Genomic DNA, 670 nt, shown 5'->3' on the forward strand with positions numbered 1-670 from the left:
GATAATATGATCTTTTTCATATTCTTTCTTTTTAAATTTGTTGTTTATAATACTTTTATGAGCCTCTTCCCCAACACTCTCCCTATCGGTAAGATTGCGGGCACGGCGTATGACTCTTATACCGTTCCGTTTTCAAAACTTTTTCGTACCTTTGAGGCGCGATAAGCCTCCTTTCTGTATTAGGTTCGACGATATGGAGGAGGATTTTGGGGAGTTGCCAGCTTGGTGTCAAATTGCGAGTCTCATCGAAGCTGCAACTCCCTCTTTTTCTGCTCCGATGCAAAAATACTTCTTGGATGAGTAGCACACAAATTTTAGAGGATGACATGTTCATCGTTTTTTCATTCAACCTTCCCCACCAACGACAAAGTGAGCGATTCCCCCGGCACATTCCCATAAATCGTGACGGTACGGTAGAAATCGCCGGGTTGTTCGGCTTTGTAATAGACCGTTAGTGTGGCCGTTTCGCCCGGGGCGATTTCTTCCCAATCTTGTTCGGTGGTCGTACACTCGCACGAGGTCGTGATACCTTTGAGCTTGAATATCTCCGTACCGTTATTTCTCAAGATTACTTGCTGCGCCTTTGTCTCATTCTCTCCAACTGTCCCCATATCATATTCTTCTTGGTTGGAAACGAGGATAGTTTCAGGTAATTCACTCACCGTTATAC

The 670-nt window shown here is 44.3% G+C and carries 1 protein-coding gene; it reads right to left on the reverse strand.

What is annotated here, in order from left to right; all coding sequences use genetic code 11:
• Window positions 1-341: 341 nt before the first annotated feature.
• A partial coding sequence (locus tag B5F77_RS15460) for a DUF1573 domain-containing protein (RefSeq protein ID WP_140392914.1) occupies window positions 342-670 on the reverse strand: 329 nt, incomplete at its 5' end.

Origin of the sequence: Parabacteroides sp. An277, from assembly GCF_002159645.1 — a bacterium.
GTDB lineage: Bacteria > Bacteroidota > Bacteroidia > Bacteroidales > Tannerellaceae > Parabacteroides.